Source organism: Chloracidobacterium sp. (assembly GCA_016715795.1).
In the GTDB taxonomy this organism is placed as follows: Bacteria; Acidobacteriota; Blastocatellia; order Pyrinomonadales; family Pyrinomonadaceae; genus OLB17.
The window spans coordinates 1,877,161-1,890,679 of record JADJXP010000002.1 but is presented as its reverse complement, the minus strand read 5'-3'; the positions used below and the strand labels follow the sequence as shown (position 1 = coordinate 1,890,679).

Genomic DNA, 13,519 nt, shown 5'->3' with positions numbered 1-13,519 from the left:
TTGCACTTTCAGGGTTCGGTCTTATGAACGGAGCGCATTCGCTGCCGCGCCTTCTTTGAGCGGCGGATCGTATTGCGGCGCTTCAAATTGCTGCCTGCCCAATCCGAAACACTCTTGAGTGGGTGCCACTCAAAGCTCTCGAGAGGCAAGACCTCGCTCGATGCATCCTTGAGTTTCATTGTGCTAAAGGCAACGAAAACGACGAGCAGGTTGAACAAGGCACCGGCCATTACCACCAACCAGCCCGGAGCCAGGCCAACCGTCGCACGCTGAAAGATGATCTCCCAAAATATCCTGCGGTCAGCCTCGGTCGTGGTTGGTATCGGTGAGGGATGAATATAGATCTTAAGCGTCCATGATAGGGCCAGCAAGACAAATATCCACAGATAATTTGCCCTCAGACGCCGGCCGACCGCTTCCCACGTGCTTATCGTAAAATGCGGTGCCAGCAGGTCTGCCGACAGATGCTCGGCCCACTCCTTGTCGGGCGGTAACGCGCGGTGCGAGAGCATCGGCCCAAAATAACCCGTTTCAAGCACTCTCACGCGATTGGCCCAGACCTCGTAATAGCGATACCGGCGGGCCTCCATAAAAAGAAAGATCGATACAAGTATCGAGTTTATCGGGATCGCAAAATGTGGATTGTCTGGCGAGCTAAAGACGAACGACAGCGTCGCACCGGCCGTGATAACGGCCCAATTCGTTGTCGCATCCAGCCGATTTCGCCAGACATTTGATCTCTGGACCTCGCCGCGATAGAAATGCACCATCGCGGTATTAAATTCCGCGGGCTGCAGCTTTTGCGAGATAGATACCGCCGTTGTGCGTGGCTTCTGGTGGCGTTTCTGGACCTCTTCAGCAAAGGCGCGAAACGACTGCGGCACACTCGTGATGTGAATGTCCGCATCGACGCCTTTGGGTTCGGTTCGAACCTCGTCGTTCATATTTTGACTGCGGTGAGCTCTCGAAGGGGACAGAAAGCGCTTTTACCAGTAATGGTTTAACATTTTGGGCACTCGGATGCAAGAAAACGCCCGTTTGGGCTAAACTCGATTCGATGCCTGATATTGATGAAAGCTGGATGTGGCGGGCCATCGGCATGGCCCGCGAGGCGGAAAAGATCGGTGAAGTGCCGGTCGGTGCGGTGCTCGTCGGCCCGGACGGCAAGATACTCGCCGCCGCTGGCAACCGAACCATCAAAGACATCGACCCGACCGGCCACGCTGAGATACGAGCGCTGCGTATCGCGGCGACACGTGTAGGCAATTATCGCCTGATCGGGACGACGATGTATGCCACAGTCGAGCCGTGTGCAATGTGCGCCGGTGCCCTGGTCAATGCTCGCGTCGCGAGGTTGGTCTTTGGTGCCCCCGACGAGCGGTTTGGCGCCGTCCGCAGTATCTTTCAGGTCTGTGACAACGAGAAGCTCAACCACAGGCTCGCTGTCGAGGGAGGCGTTCTTGAGGAAAACTGCCGACGCCTCATGCAGGATTTCTTCAAGGCGCGGCGCAAGTAGGCTTTCACCACTTTGTCCTTTATTCCTAATCATTTATACTTTCGTATCGCGCGGAGAGGTGCGAGAGTGGTTGAATCGGGCAGTCTCGAAAATTGTTGTACCTTTACGGGTACCGTGGGTTCGAATCCCACCCTCTCCGCCAGCTTTTCATTAACTTACAATTGCAACCAGTAATTAGCTACGGTGCGCCTTGCGCACGTTGAGATTTGCAAAAAATGCGAAAGGAGGTTGTTTCATGCCTTTAACAAAAAGGTTGTCGGCTGAGTTTTTAGGTACGTTATGGCTCGTTCTCGGCGGATGCGGCACAGCGGTGCTCGCGGGGTCGCAGGCCGGGAATGTCGGCATTGCTCTGGCGTTTGGCCTTACGGTTTTGACCGGTGCATATGCACTCGGGCATATTTCAGGGGCCCATTTCAATCCCGCGGTCACGCTCGGATTCTGGGCCGGTAAGCGGTTTCCTGCCAACGAGATACTACCGTATGTTGTCGCGCAGGTGCTTGGCGGGCTTGCAGGTGCCGGTATCCTGTATATCATAGCAAGCGGCAAGGCGGGCTTCTCGCTGACGACCGGCTTTGCGTCCAACGGGTTTGGCGATCATTCGCCCGGCAAGTATGAGGCTCTGGCGGCATTTGTCTCAGAGGTCGTGATGACGTTCTTTTTTGTCGTCGTTATTCTCGGGGCGACGCACAAGCGGAAAATGTCGCGCTTTGCTCCGCTTGCTATTGGCCTGTGTCTCACATTGATCCACCTGATCTCGATCCCCGTCACCAATACGTCGGTCAATCCGGCCCGCAGCACGGGCCCGGCGGTGTTTGCACAGGGATGGGCATTGAACCAGTTGTGGATGTTCTGGGTGGCTCCGCTGTTGGGGGCCCTATTGGCCGGCTTCCTGTATGATTGGCTCGGCAGTAAGGACGTCGCCGCTCCGGCTGCCGAAGTGAAGGAAGAAGCCGCGGGTGACGAGAAGGCCGAGGACGATTCCTAGCGAGCCCAAAAAACTGGAAAGGCCCGCCTGTAAAGCCCGGGCCTTTCTTATTTTGGAGGCTTCAGACCTGATCGCAACACAGGCTGTAATTGCTACCGTTGCTCGATTCCTCGCCTAGCGGAGTTCACAACACAAGCCTTGTGCGGGGCCTGAAGCCACATGGCGGAAAGGGTGGGATTCGAACCCACGGAACCCGTTAAGGCTCACAGCATTTCCAATGCTGCCAGTTCAACCACTCCTGCACCTTTCCGCGCGAGCGGAATTGATAGCATAGCGAATACCGGCAGAAACCGGAAATTGAAGTATGCGAACGCTTCGCCTATTCCGCAAAGATCGGCGGCCTTGCCCCGAGCGGATGCACCGTCTCGTATTTGTGCGCGAGATTGAGCAGCGTCGCCTCTGACCAGAAATTGCCGACTAGCTGCAACCCGATGGGCAGCCTTTCGCTCGATAATCCACACGGCACACTGATCGCGGGGACGCCCGCGAGATTTGCCGAGACCGTGTAGATATCGCTCAGGTACATCGCGATCGGGTCGTCCGATCTCTCACCTAGCTTGAAAGCCGTCGTCGGCGATGTAGGCGTCACGATGGCATCGCATTTCTTAAATGCCTCGACATAATCGCGTTTGACCAACGCTCGCACCTTTTGGGCTTTCGCATAATAAGCATCGTAATAACCGCTCGAAAGAACATAGGTCCCGAGCATGATGCGGCGTTTGACCTCGGGGCCAAAGCCCTCTTCGCGGGTCTTGAAATACATCTTGCGCAGCTCATCCGCCTCTTCCGCACGAAAGCCGTAACGTACGCCGTCAAATCTCGCCAGATTCGACGACGCCTCGGCCGTTGCGATGATGTAATACACGGCGATGCCGTATTTTGCGTAGGGAAGCTCGACATCAACGGTCTCGCAGCCGAGGGCTTTGAGGTTTTCGATAGCAGCCAATACCGACTCGCGAACCTCGTCGTCCAGCCCCTCACCGAGCAGTTCACGCGGCACGCCGATGACTTTGCCTGCGATGTCGTCGTCGAGGGTCGCCGCGTAATGCGGCACCGGCACGTCGGCTGAGGTCGAATCCTTTTCATCACGCCCTGCTATCACGCCGAGCACATCAGCCGCATCGCGTGTCGTCTGACCAAAAATGCCGATGTTATCGAGCGACGAAGCAAACGCCACCAGCCCATAACGCGAGATGCGGCCATAGGTCGGCTTTAGCCCGACAATGCCGCAAAGCGATGCCGGCTGCCTCACCGAGCCGCCTGTCTCGCTGCCCAACGCCGCGCGCACCACGCCCGAAGCCACCGCCACCGCCGACCCGCCCGAACTACCGCCCGGCACGCGCGTCACGTCCCAAGGATTCTTGGCCGGCCCAAACGCCGACGACTCATTCGATGAGCCCATCGCGAACTCGTCCATGTTCGTCTTCCCGATGACGATCGCCTCGGCTTCATTCAATCTCGTAATTGCGGTCGCATCGTAATGAGCCCTGTAATTCCCCAATATTCGCGATCCGCAAGACGTTCGCATGCCCTCGGTGCAGATGTTGTCCTTAACGGCTATGGCGATGCCTTTCAACGGGCCGGCGCCGTCGGTCATGTCGAGCATTTCAGAGCGCGCGAGCGCATGATCACGCTCGATCGACAAGAACGAGTTCAGTTCGGGGTTCAGCCGCTCGGCCTTATGAAGTGTCTTTTCGGTCTCCGAAAGAATGGACATAGATCTATCTGGTTTTGGACCCGACACCGTCGAGGCGCCACTCGTCGCCCAGCCTTACCATATTTGCGATCACTTCCTGCTGTACTGTCTTTTCGTCATCCTTCCAGTAGAGCTGTATCTGCAGGTCAACGTCGGTTGGCGATACCTCGCGGCATTCGCCGATCTTGAATGTTCGCGGATATTCGCGCGTCATCGTGAACGGGTCGAGATCGCTCGCCTCGCCGGCTGACAACATCTCGAAGTACCTCGGCGTCAGATACCGTTGACGGGCCTTAAGTCCCACATTCGAGGGGCTCATCTCATTTGCAAAATGAAATGAATAGAACCGCTTGCCGGCTTCACGAGCTGCCGAACAGGTTGTCGATTCAAGGCTCGGAGCGCCGCATCCTGCAATAAGAAATGCACAATTCAGAACGACGGCTAGGCCGATCCATTTTTGAATTCTGCATTTTGAATGTTGCATTTCCTACAGTACCTTCGGCACCTGAAAATGTCCTTCGACGGCCGATGGCGCCTGCGAAAGTGCAGCCTGCTGTCCGAGCGAGCCGCCCGGCGTGTCTTCTCGGATAGTATCGGTCGCCGAACCTTCGTCTGTGAGGCCGCCGAGCATCGGCGCGATATCGCCTGTGTCGAGCTCATTTAGCTGCTCGACGTACTTCACGATATTCGCCATCTGCGGAGTGTAGATCGCGACCTCTTCGTCGGTGATCTCGAGGTGGGCGAGTTTTGCTACGTGTCGAACGTCCATAAAAATCGAAACTCAAAATTCAAAAACTAGCTCTGTCTGATCCGGAACTCAATGTACTCAACCATTCCTTCGCCGGCGGCCTCGTTGACGCGGGCGACGAGTTGCGGGGCGAGTGCCTGCATATGCTTTTGCCACGTCTTGTCTTCGACGGCGACGACCAGCTTCTTGTCGGCGTATTGGATCGGCACGGCACGACGGCTGAGGGGTTCGCCGGCGGAGCGACGCCAAGCGGCGAAGACGACCGATTCCTCGGCCCGCGGCGTGTGCTCGATCTGCTTCAGAACGGCGGGAAGGACTGTAAATAACTGCTGCATTTGTCTTACACCGACGAAACTATCATTCTAGACGAGAAGCCGTCAGTAGCCCAAACGTGAGTGCGGGCGTGGCGGCGCCCTCCCTCACAGTCGGGCTACGGACACTATGATCGATCTACCAAAACTGATTCTCGCCTCGGGCAGCCCGCGGCGGGCCGAGATACTGAATTCCGTCGGCTGGCCGTTTGATAAGCACGTCGCCGACATCGACGAGACCGAACGCACCGGCGAATCGCCCGAGGATTACGTCGTCCGCTTGGCGCGTGAAAAGGCGGAAGCTGTCGCGCCATATTATCCCGGCGGACTCGTCCTCGGCGCCGACACGACCGTCGTCATCGACGGCAGCATCCTTGCTAAGCCCATTGATCTGGACGACGCTCGGCGGATGATCCGTATGCTCGCCGGCAATTGGCACGATGTGTTGACGGGCATCGCGGTTGTCAATGGCGGCACAACGACAGGCCTCGAACGCACTTCCGTAAAGTTCGCCCCGATGACCGATGCCGAGGTCAACTTTCTCGCCGAAATGGGCGACCCGCTCGACAAAGCCGGCGCCTACGCCATCCAAAAGCAAGCCGCGCTCTTTATCGAAAAGATCGAGGGCGACTATTGGAACATCGTCGGACTTCCGATCAGGCTGGCGTATGAGCTTGTCGGCGTGTCGGAACCGCCTGCGTAAGCGGGCGATCAGTTCGTTACACCGGACGAAGCAGCCGCCACGACCACTCAAACTTGAAACTCGCCAAAGGTACTGGCCGCCCGCATACACAGGCGGTTCTGACTAGAGCAGTTTATCTATCGCCTTCGACATCGGGACGGCGATGTCGTATTTCGGGTCTATGCCGCCGAAAGGCTCGCCCGACTGGTTGCCGTTCTTGTCGAGTATGACGAACGACGGTATCTGGTCGATGTCATATTTCTTCAGCGTCGCAGCTCCATCAGGGTCGCGCAATAGAGGCATTGCGAGCTTGTTCGTAAACGCCCATTTCTTGAGCGTCTCGGTGTCGGCAAAGTTCTTTGACTTGGTATTCGTCGAATCTGTCACGACGAAGTAGAACACCGCCGGCTTGCCCTGATATTTTTTCATCAGCGCGTTGGCATACTCAGCCTGTTTGTCGGAGAGCGGCAGCCAACTCGCACCGACGGCAAGCACGACGACCTTGCCGTGCTGCGCCTCAACATCGACACGCGAACCGTCAACCGACGTTAGGCTCGTCTGCGCCGTTGCGGCGGCCGAGACCAATAGCGCGAGAGTTAATGTTAAGAATGTCGCTCTTAGCGTTTTCATAGTCGTAGAGATGCACGAATGGCGTGATCTCACGGCAATTAGATGCAAGTTTGATACCAAACTACTGTTTTCGATTTAGTATCACGTTGTCGATCAGCCTTATGCCCTCGATCTCGACCGCGACTGCGATCAACGTCTCATCATCCCCAATCTTTTCAATAGTTTGCAGCGAATCGCGATCGACGATCGCGACATAATCGAGCGTCGCGGCCGGTTCGTCGGCTACACGGTTTCGCACGATCTCGGCGAGGTCTGCGGCATCTCGTTCACCTTTCTTGTATGCCGTTTTGGCCTCGCGCAATGCCTCGATGATGACCGCCGCTTTTTCACGCCCTTGCTCCGACAAACGCTCGTTTCGTGACGACATCGCGAGGCCCGAGTCCTCACGGACCGTCGGTATCACGACGATCTCGGTCTCAAACCCAAGGTCGCGCGTCAAACGCCTGATCACGGCGGCCTGCTGCGCGTCCTTTTGACCAAAAAAGGCCATGTCGGGCCTAATAGTATTAAAAAGTATCGTCACTACGGTCGCCACACCGCGAAAATGCCCCGGCCTCGACGCGCCTTCCATTGTGTCGGTCAGCCCTTCGACATTGACATAGGTCGAGAAGCCCTCGGGATAGACCTCGTCGGCGTCGGGAGCATAGATGAAGTCGACACTGTGTTCCGCGAGCATCGCCGCGTCGGCAGTCAGGTCGCGTGGATATTTTTCAAGATCGCCGGCGTCGTTGAACTGCGTCGGATTGACGAATATCGAGACGATCAATACATCGCAGCGCTGCCGAGCCTCCTCGACGAGCTTCAGGTGCCCTGCGTGCAACGCACCCATCGTCGGCACAAACCCCACTGTCTGAGCCTCACGTCGCAGCTTGCGTGCGATCGAGAACATTCGCTGTCGGCGGTTGATTATTTCCATGTCAGTCCGATTCCTCTGTGTCCTGGCTGAAATCATGGCGGATAATCGCCTCGATCTGCTCAGCGAGTGGAATCACACGGCGCTTTGCGGCCTTCCATACGGTTTCGAGACTCAGACTGTGGTACGCATGCACGATCACGTTTCTAAACGCAATGATCGCGCTCCAATCTATCTCGGGATAGAGCTCCTGCGTCGATTTACTCAGTTTGTTCGCCGCTTCGCCAATAATTGTGAAATTGAACAGGACAGCCCGCTGCAAAAGCATGTTCGTCCGGAACTCCTCAAGCGAGGCAGACTTTACGTGTTGGTCGATCAGTTCTGCGGCTTCGACAATATCGTCCAGGTATTGCCTTTCATCCCTCATAGATCAACTGCGCTTCGGCGAGGACGTGCGGGCGGATGAGCCTTTTCAGGCCTTTCTTATCTACCAGGTCGACCTTTGCACCAATTACTTCCTGAAGGTCGACCATCATCCTGGAATAGTCGAAAAGATCAACGTCAGCATCGGCCCTAAACTCAACCAACAGATCGTAATCACTGTCCGGCCGGTTATCGCCGCGAGCGCGCGAGCCGAAGATGCTCAACTCGCGCACCTTATTCTTCCGGCACAGCTCGGCGATCTTTTGTTTGGTTTCCTCCGAAAACTGCGTCATTTCGCTGCCATTTCCTTTATCGTCTCGGGCGTGAGGCCGTAGGATTCCTGATCGTTCGGGTACGCACCTGATTTTACGTCTGCGGCCCACGCCTGGATCGCGTCGGTCATGACCTGCCGCAGGTTTGCGTATTGACGGACGAATCGCGGCTGGCGGCCAAAGGTCATGCCCATCAGGTCGTGCAGCACCAGCACCTGAATGTCACAATCGAGGCCAGCTCCGATGCCGATGGTCGATATCTTCAGTTCTTGCGTGATCATCGCCGCGACCTCGCGCGGAACGAGTTCGAGGACTATCGCAAAAGCACCGGCATCCTCGAGCAATTTTGCATCCTCGATGAGCCGCTGCGCCTGCTCGGCGGTGCGGCCCTGAACCCGATAACCGCCCATTTTATACACGCTTTGCGGCGTCAGCCCGATGTGGGCAACGACGGGAATTTCCTCGTCCACGAGCCGCTTGACCAGATCGACGCGGTTGCGCCCGCCTTCGAGTTTTACCGCTTCGGCACCGCCGTGCTTCATCAGCTTGAGCGCATTACGCACGCTCTCGTCCTCGTTGACGTGATATGTGCCGTAGGGCAGATCCGCCACGACCATCGCCCGTTCTGTGCCGCGTTTTACGGCAATGCAAGCGGATGAGATCTCCTCCAGCGATACAGGTATCGTATTGCCATAGCCGTGGATGACATTGCCGATGCTGTCGCCGACCAGGATAATATCCACACCGGCCTCATCGACGATCCTTGCCGTCGGATAATCATAGGCCGTCAGGCATATGAGCTTCTCGCCTTTCTCCTTTGCCGCACGGATCGCCGGCAGGTAAACCTTGCCTTCTTTGTCAGGTTGCAGGTAGGCCATATTCTCGGTTCAGTCTAGCACACAAAACAAGCCAAACATTGCCGAAGCCCGACCGTAAGCGAGGGCGATACATTCGTCGTTGGATGCATCGCCCTTGCTCAAACGCGGGCTTTGTGCAACGCCTATTCATCTTCAAATCACGTGTTCGGATCCCATTTCATGACACATGTTGTATCGCCACACTCAGCCAGCATCTGCGTTATGTCTTTCCTGATGGCCGGATGCATGAAGTGCGGCGCGATCTCAGCCATTGGCATCAGGACGAATTTCCTCAGGTGCAGTCGCGGGTGCGGCAGCGTGAGAAACTGCGTTTCCATCACCATAGCGCCGTAGAACAGCACGTCAATATCGATCGTCCTCGGCCGCTTGAGACCCTTGTCGCCTCGGCCCATCAGGTATTCGATCCTCAGCAGCCTTGCCATCATCTGTGTCGGGCTGACGCCGTTCAAATATAGCTCGGCCGCCATATTCAGAAATAACGCGTCCGATTCGATATCAACCGGCTCAGTCTCATAGACGTTCGAGAGCCGGTTTACCACAAATCCGGCCTCGACCATGCACCTCACCGCCAACAGCAGATTCCCGGCCCGATCCCCAAGATTCGACCCTAACCCGACATAAGCCGTGACCTGTTCCCCTGACATTCCTGTTCGTTAATTAAATAGAGGAAACCACATCCACGCCCAAACAGCAAAAAATCGCTTTCGTTTTCCAAAAAGCCGTCATTCTTCGACCCTCGTCGTTGTGATGAAGTAGCCTTTGTTCTCCATCCGGCAGAGGCGGTTTTTTGAGTCGTAACGGTACCAGAGCGTGGGTTTGCCGTTATTGTCCTCGGACTCGATCCAGATGTTGCGGCCGTAGGCGTCGAGGGTGTGACGCAGGTTGCCGAATTGAGAACTGATAGTTGAAAATTGAGAACTCGGCTCGGGATCGCTGTCATTGGCGTCAGCGGCGGGAGCGTCGAGAGCGACTGCGCCTTCAGAGGCGGAAATTGGGGCCTCGGTTGTCGCGTGGTCGAATTCCTCACTATCGGGAACCTGGTCGTCGGCATGGGCGGCAGATTCGTGTTCCGGTTCGTTGTGTTCGGTTTCTTCATCGAGTTCATCATCGAGGTCATCATCATCCGACGGATCGTCTAAGAGGTCGTCGAAATAGCGCCCGAGGTCGGGCGTCCATTTTTTCAGGAGGCGTTCGACGCGGGATTTTGAGGTGCCGAGGTCTTTGGCGATGTCGCGGATGCTGCGGCCATTGTCGTGGAGCTTTTTTAGCTGGTAGATGAGCCTAGCGGTGTCTTCGTCGAGCTGTTCGGCGAAGCGCTCGTCGAATTTTGGCCCGATAAAGCCGCCCTCGCTGCGCTGTATCGTAAATCGCGGCGGCGCGGTGTGGTCCCAATAGATCGGCGCGGTGCGCGAGCGTGTCTGCTGGACGTATTGCGAGCCCGTGTAATGCGGATGATTGCCGATGCCGAAAACGCTGTCGGCGACATCACACAGCACGCGCGAGCGTTTGAGGTCGGCTTCGCTCACCGAGTTATCGTATCGGTGCTCGCGCGAGCCCGCGATGACCAGGATCGAAACGCCTTTTTCATAGATGAGCTCGCGCAAGGCGCGCATCAGCCGCAGCGTATGTTTTGTACCGTCCGCCGTCTGCTGCAGCGCCGACAGGTCGTCGATGATGATCACATCGATGCCGGCCGCGACCATGTCGCGAAGCCACGGCACAAGCTGTTCGGCCGACGGCGGACGGTCGATATAAAGGTTATCCGAGAAGCGGTAGTCGCGCTCCGTTTCAGGGTCGCTGTAACGCAGCCCAAACTGCGTGTCTGACAGCTTGAGATCGACGTAGAGCACTTTGCGACGCCGCTCGGGCATCACAAATCCCTCAATACCCTTGCCGCGGGCGATCCGTTCCGCCAGCAGCATCGCCAGCATGCTCTTGCCCGTGCCCGCTGCCCCAAACAGCAGCCCAAGCTCGCGCGTGTGCCAAAACGTGTCAAACAGCGGCTCGATCGGCGGGGCATAGTTGCTCATTTCCATCCGTTCGTTTGCGGTTCGCGGAAGCTGCGGTGTCGTGTGTGGTGAATTTATCGTGTCGTGCATGTTTGTCTCCTGGTGTCTTATTCGTGCATTCGCGGCTATCTCTCTTAAGCAGAATTAGCCACGAATGCACGAATGTGAGGTTGCGTGGCTAAAAGAATATCTTGACAATGCAATATCATTGTGATACAGTATCTTACATATGAAACAGCCGATGTCAAGAAGTTTTTTTTCAAAAACGGTCAAATGACACCGAAATATGTCTGTAACTGGTGCAAATACGATACTTAACCTGTCCCGCAAGGGTGCGGGACACGAGCGGGACATCGCGGAGCGTGTCAGTAGCCCGCACGTGAGTGAGGGCTCAGGTTCGGGTGATGCACCTGCCGAATTCACCGGTGCGCGACCGTATTGTAGGTTGAGCCCTTACTTACGTGCGGGCTACTGACACGTCGGGCTACTGACACATCTTTATGTGCAAGAGAGATTCATCAACGCCGTTCTTTAACCAAAGCAGCGACGCTCTCCCGAAATCTAAACCAGGAGTGATCCAAATGAAATACAAAAGATATGTGTCTTTCGCGGCGGCGGCGGCGTTTGCGTTTGTCTGTGCGGCGGCTGTGGCGGCGCAGGGGACGAGCTACAGGATCTCGTCGCCCTACTCGCACAAGAACCTGACCATCTTTCTGATCCATGGCAAGGACGAATCCAAAAAGAGCAACGTGATGACGCTGCAGGAGGCGATGGAGCGAAGGCTCTTTGTCGTTTACGAGACGTCGAATGTTAACGAGCTTGAGGTCGAGAACCTCTCAAAGGAGCAGGACGTTTTCATCCAGTCCGGCGACATCGTCAAGGGCGGCAAACAGGACCGCGTGCTGGCCGTGAGCATCATTATCCCGGCGCGTTCGGGCCGCGTCAGGATCGATGCATTCTGCGTCGAATCGGGCCGATGGGAAAAGCGCGGCAATGAGGAGGCCGGCAAATTCTCAAGCTCGAACGATCGCATCGTGACCAAGGAGCTCAAGATCGCCGCAAATGCCAAACGCTCGCAGCAAGAGGTTTGGGCAAGTGTGAGCAAGGCCCAGGATAGCCTGTCAAAGAATGTCGGCGGCGACGTGAAAGCAGCCGCGTCAGGGTCGAGCCTTCAGCTCAGCCTCGAGAACGGCAAGGTCGCGGCGAGCGTTGACGAATACGTCAAAGCTCTAAACGGCATCACCAACGGCAAGTCCGACGTGATCGGCTATGCATTTGCCATCAACGGCAAACTCAACAGCGCTGACGTTTACGTCTCGAACGCCCTTTTCAAAAAGCTCTGGCCGCGCATGCTCAAGGCCACCGCGACCGAGGCCGTTGTCGAATCGCGCGGCGTCCGCCTGGCCGAACCCGTCAAGGCCGCAGCCGTAACCGAGATGATCGCCGACGCAGAAAAGCCCAAAGCCAAGGAACGCGCCGTGGGCTCCGGCGGCAAGCTCGTCACGCGCGAGGACAAGGACAACGTAATGATCGACGCCGTCGATGACCGGTCGAAAACGATCATTCACAGGAGTTATGTGAAGAAGAACTAATAGTAGTGTCTTAATTCGTGCATTCGTGGCTATTCCTGAGTTCGAAAGACTAAGCCACGAATGCACGAATAGATCGAGATCAAGACACTACGAGTTTCGGGCCGTCGGGAATTGATGGATGCGGCTTCGTCGCTGTGCCGCGTTCATTGCCGACGGCCCGAATTTGAAAAGTAGCTATTAGCTAATAGCTATCAGCTAATAGCTACTTTTTTAGTACGCCAAGAATGTTCGCACGCAGCCCGGAAAAAGCCTCAGACGAGTTCACGATCCGCTCATACGCCATGAACGGGAAGAACAGCAGCCGCGAGCCGAGGCCGTACATAGGTTCTTTCTCGATGAGGTCGAGGCGCTCGACGGTGAGGCCGGCGGCTTTTGCCGCGCGTTCGATGGAGGCTCGGGTATTGAGGCGGTAATGAGTCGGATACGGATCGTGGCTCTCGGCGGGCAGGTTTCGCAGGCGGTTCGCGACAAGTGTGTGGAATGAATGAGGCGTCAGATGCGAGACCAGCGAGACGTAATGCCAGAAGTTTGGCGTGCGAAAGATGTAACTGCCGCCGGGCTTGAGCACGCGCCGTATCTCGGCGAGATGGCCCGTCGGGTCGGCGACGTGCTCGATCACGTAATTCGAGACGCACGCGTCGAAAGTGTTGTCCTCGAACGGATAAGCCTCGCCGTCGAGTACATGCGCGGCCGCGAGCGCTGTGTTGTCGCGCACGTCCGCGTCAATATCGACGCCGTGCAGGCGGCCGAGCGTTGCGAGGAAGTCGGAGGTGATATTCGTCGGCCCGGCACCGACCTCGAGTATCTCACCACCGGCGGCAATGACGCTCTCGCACAGGCCGTGGAAAACGACATTGCCGTCCACCCAGCCAGACTCAGCCGAGTAATATCTCGCGAGGTATTCGTCCTGCCAGGCCATGCTGT

At 56.6% G+C, this 13,519-nt stretch carries 17 protein-coding genes, 2 tRNA genes and 1 other RNA gene; 5 read left to right on the top strand and 15 right to left on the bottom strand.

The window, feature by feature from the left end; genetic code table 11:
* Window positions 1–8 precede the first annotated feature (8 nt).
* Window positions 9–944 (bottom strand): DUF2270 domain-containing protein, encoded by a 936-nt coding sequence (locus tag IPM59_13770; GenBank protein MBK9216634.1) that lies wholly within the window; start codon window positions 942–944, stop codon window positions 9–11.
* Window positions 945–1,057: 113 nt separating this feature from the next.
* On the opposite strand from IPM59_13770, the gene IPM59_13765 reads away from it, so the two are divergent.
* From IPM59_13765 to aqpZ, 3 genes are all read left to right on the top strand, one after another.
* A complete protein-coding gene (locus IPM59_13765) occupies window positions 1,058–1,516 on the top strand; it encodes a nucleoside deaminase (protein ID MBK9216633.1) in 459 nt (152 codons plus the stop codon).
* A 52-nt stretch (window positions 1,517–1,568) separates the two neighbouring features.
* Window positions 1,569–1,658 (top strand) — tRNA-Ser (locus tag IPM59_13760).
* Between the two features lie 93 nt (window positions 1,659–1,751).
* Window positions 1,752–2,501, top strand: a complete 750-nt coding sequence (aqpZ, locus tag IPM59_13755; protein MBK9216632.1) for an aquaporin Z — start codon at window positions 1,752–1,754, stop codon at window positions 2,499–2,501.
* A gap of 56 nt (window positions 2,502–2,557) precedes the next feature.
* Here aqpZ and ffs read toward each other — a convergent pair.
* From ffs to IPM59_13725, 6 genes are all read right to left on the bottom strand, one after another.
* Window positions 2,558–2,656, bottom strand: an RNA gene (gene ffs, locus IPM59_13750) — signal recognition particle sRNA small type.
* A gap of 5 nt (window positions 2,657–2,661) precedes the next feature.
* Window positions 2,662–2,751 (bottom strand) — tRNA-Ser (locus IPM59_13745).
* Window positions 2,752–2,820: 69 nt separating this feature from the next.
* Window positions 2,821–4,218, bottom strand: a complete 1,398-nt coding sequence (gene gatA, locus IPM59_13740; GenBank protein ID MBK9216631.1) for an Asp-tRNA(Asn)/Glu-tRNA(Gln) amidotransferase subunit GatA — start codon at window positions 4,216–4,218, stop codon at window positions 2,821–2,823.
* Window positions 4,219–4,222: 4 nt separating this feature from the next.
* Entirely contained in the window at window positions 4,223–4,681 is a 459-nt protein-coding gene (locus tag IPM59_13735; protein MBK9216630.1) for a hypothetical protein, read from the bottom strand.
* 3 nt (window positions 4,682–4,684) lie between these two features.
* The gene (gatC, locus tag IPM59_13730) at window positions 4,685–4,966 is read right to left on the bottom strand and encodes an Asp-tRNA(Asn)/Glu-tRNA(Gln) amidotransferase subunit GatC (GenBank protein ID MBK9216629.1); all 282 of its coding nucleotides are present in this window, start codon (window positions 4,964–4,966) and stop codon (window positions 4,685–4,687) included.
* 26 nt (window positions 4,967–4,992) lie between these two features.
* Window positions 4,993–5,280 carry a DUF721 domain-containing protein gene (locus IPM59_13725; GenBank protein ID MBK9216628.1) on the bottom strand — a complete coding sequence of 96 codons (288 nt, stop codon included), beginning with the start codon at window positions 5,278–5,280 and terminating at the stop codon, window positions 4,993–4,995.
* A 106-nt stretch (window positions 5,281–5,386) separates the two neighbouring features.
* Here IPM59_13725 and maf point away from each other — a divergent pair, with 106 nt between their 5' ends.
* A complete protein-coding gene (maf, locus tag IPM59_13720) occupies window positions 5,387–5,959 on the top strand; it encodes a septum formation protein Maf (protein ID MBK9216627.1) in 573 nt (190 codons plus the stop codon).
* 102 nt (window positions 5,960–6,061) lie between these two features.
* Here maf and IPM59_13715 read toward each other — a convergent pair whose 3' ends face one another.
* From IPM59_13715 to IPM59_13685, 7 genes are all read right to left on the bottom strand, one after another.
* The gene (locus IPM59_13715; GenBank protein MBK9216626.1) at window positions 6,062–6,568 is read right to left on the bottom strand and encodes a TlpA family protein disulfide reductase; all 507 of its coding nucleotides are present in this window, start codon (window positions 6,566–6,568) and stop codon (window positions 6,062–6,064) included.
* Window positions 6,569–6,629: 61 nt separating this feature from the next.
* Window positions 6,630–7,484: a pantoate--beta-alanine ligase gene (locus IPM59_13710; GenBank protein ID MBK9216625.1), complete on the bottom strand. Its 855-nt coding sequence runs from the start codon at window positions 7,482–7,484 to the stop codon at window positions 6,630–6,632.
* Between the two features lies 1 nt (window position 7,485).
* Window positions 7,486–7,848 carry a DUF86 domain-containing protein gene (locus tag IPM59_13705; GenBank protein ID MBK9216624.1) on the bottom strand — a complete coding sequence of 121 codons (363 nt, stop codon included), beginning with the start codon at window positions 7,846–7,848 and terminating at the stop codon, window positions 7,486–7,488.
* Window positions 7,838–8,137: a nucleotidyltransferase family protein gene (locus tag IPM59_13700; protein ID MBK9216623.1), complete on the bottom strand. Its 300-nt coding sequence runs from the start codon at window positions 8,135–8,137 to the stop codon at window positions 7,838–7,840. The genes IPM59_13705 and IPM59_13700 overlap by 11 nt, the downstream gene beginning before the upstream one ends.
* A complete protein-coding gene (gene panB, locus IPM59_13695) occupies window positions 8,134–8,994 on the bottom strand; it encodes a 3-methyl-2-oxobutanoate hydroxymethyltransferase (protein MBK9216622.1) in 861 nt (286 codons plus the stop codon). Before panB ends, IPM59_13700 begins: the two co-directional genes overlap by 4 nt.
* 137 nt (window positions 8,995–9,131) lie before the next feature.
* Window positions 9,132–9,638: a 2-amino-4-hydroxy-6-hydroxymethyldihydropteridine diphosphokinase gene (gene folK, locus IPM59_13690; GenBank protein ID MBK9216621.1), complete on the bottom strand. Its 507-nt coding sequence runs from the start codon at window positions 9,636–9,638 to the stop codon at window positions 9,132–9,134.
* Window positions 9,639–9,716: 78 nt separating this feature from the next.
* Window positions 9,717–11,093, bottom strand: coding sequence for an AAA family ATPase (locus IPM59_13685; GenBank protein ID MBK9216620.1), 1,377 nt, complete (start codon window positions 11,091–11,093; stop codon window positions 9,717–9,719).
* Between the two features lie 491 nt (window positions 11,094–11,584).
* Here IPM59_13685 and IPM59_13680 point away from each other — a divergent pair, with 491 nt between their 5' ends.
* Window positions 11,585–12,595, top strand: a complete 1,011-nt coding sequence (locus IPM59_13680; GenBank protein ID MBK9216619.1) for a hypothetical protein — start codon at window positions 11,585–11,587, stop codon at window positions 12,593–12,595.
* Between the two features lie 202 nt (window positions 12,596–12,797).
* Here the strand turns inward: IPM59_13680 and IPM59_13675 are convergent, their stop codons facing one another.
* The gene (locus IPM59_13675) at window positions 12,798–13,514 is read right to left on the bottom strand and encodes a class I SAM-dependent methyltransferase (protein MBK9216618.1); all 717 of its coding nucleotides are present in this window, start codon (window positions 13,512–13,514) and stop codon (window positions 12,798–12,800) included.
* Window positions 13,515–13,519: the final 5 nt, after the last annotated feature.

Bases quoted from the DNA above. Each gene is read 5' to 3' on its own strand.
- IPM59_13770 (MBK9216634.1), bottom strand. From the start codon at position 944: ATGAACGACGAGGTTCGAACCGAACCCAAAGGCGTCGATGCGGACATT.
- IPM59_13765 (MBK9216633.1), top strand. From the start codon at position 1,058: ATGCCTGATATTGATGAAAGCTGGATGTGGCGGGCCATCGGCATGGCC.
- aqpZ (MBK9216632.1), top strand. From the start codon at position 1,752: ATGCCTTTAACAAAAAGGTTGTCGGCTGAGTTTTTAGGTACGTTATGG.
- gatA (MBK9216631.1), bottom strand. From the start codon at position 4,218: ATGTCCATTCTTTCGGAGACCGAAAAGACACTTCATAAGGCCGAGCGG.
- IPM59_13735 (MBK9216630.1), bottom strand. From the start codon at position 4,681: ATGCAACATTCAAAATGCAGAATTCAAAAATGGATCGGCCTAGCCGTC.
- gatC (MBK9216629.1), bottom strand. From the start codon at position 4,966: ATGGACGTTCGACACGTAGCAAAACTCGCCCACCTCGAGATCACCGAC.
- IPM59_13725 (MBK9216628.1), bottom strand. From the start codon at position 5,280: ATGCAGCAGTTATTTACAGTCCTTCCCGCCGTTCTGAAGCAGATCGAG.
- maf (MBK9216627.1), top strand. From the start codon at position 5,387: ATGATCGATCTACCAAAACTGATTCTCGCCTCGGGCAGCCCGCGGCGG.
- IPM59_13715 (MBK9216626.1), bottom strand. From the start codon at position 6,568: ATGAAAACGCTAAGAGCGACATTCTTAACATTAACTCTCGCGCTATTG.
- IPM59_13710 (MBK9216625.1), bottom strand. From the start codon at position 7,484: ATGGAAATAATCAACCGCCGACAGCGAATGTTCTCGATCGCACGCAAG.
- IPM59_13705 (MBK9216624.1), bottom strand. From the start codon at position 7,848: ATGAGGGATGAAAGGCAATACCTGGACGATATTGTCGAAGCCGCAGAA.
- IPM59_13700 (MBK9216623.1), bottom strand. From the start codon at position 8,137: ATGACGCAGTTTTCGGAGGAAACCAAACAAAAGATCGCCGAGCTGTGC.
- panB (MBK9216622.1), bottom strand. From the start codon at position 8,994: ATGGCCTACCTGCAACCTGACAAAGAAGGCAAGGTTTACCTGCCGGCG.
- folK (MBK9216621.1), bottom strand. From the start codon at position 9,638: ATGTCAGGGGAACAGGTCACGGCTTATGTCGGGTTAGGGTCGAATCTT.
- IPM59_13685 (MBK9216620.1), bottom strand. From the start codon at position 11,093: ATGCACGACACGATAAATTCACCACACACGACACCGCAGCTTCCGCGA.
- IPM59_13680 (MBK9216619.1), top strand. From the start codon at position 11,585: ATGAAATACAAAAGATATGTGTCTTTCGCGGCGGCGGCGGCGTTTGCG.
- IPM59_13675 (MBK9216618.1), bottom strand. From the start codon at position 13,514: ATGGCCTGGCAGGACGAATACCTCGCGAGATATTACTCGGCTGAGTCT.